General features: G+C 45.6%; 1 pseudogene. It reads right to left on the bottom strand.

Annotated elements, in window-relative coordinates:
* Positions 1-58 precede the first annotated feature (58 nt).
* A pseudogene (gene glpT / locus SB775_RS33480) lies at positions 59-239 on the bottom strand (glycerol-3-phosphate transporter); the annotation flags it as partial.

Raw genomic sequence — 239 nt, 5'->3', positions numbered from 1 at the left:
ATAAGAAATAGATGTAAAGGGCATGTTGGGCGGATATGAATCTTTTATGTGATTTTCATTAAGCTTGCTCTACACGCTTTCCTGTATTCCATGTCATCGCCAGGAAGACAATCGCAAGCACACAAGAACCAACCAGTAAAATAAAGCCTCCTGTCCAGTCATAGTGATCCACGACTACGCCCATCATGGCATTGGCAAAGGCAGAGCCGCCAATATAGCCGAAGAAGCCTGTAAGCCCG

It is taken from the genome of Peribacillus sp. SIMBA_075 (assembly GCF_046534585.1).
This window is presented reverse-complemented; position numbering and strand designations above follow the sequence as displayed.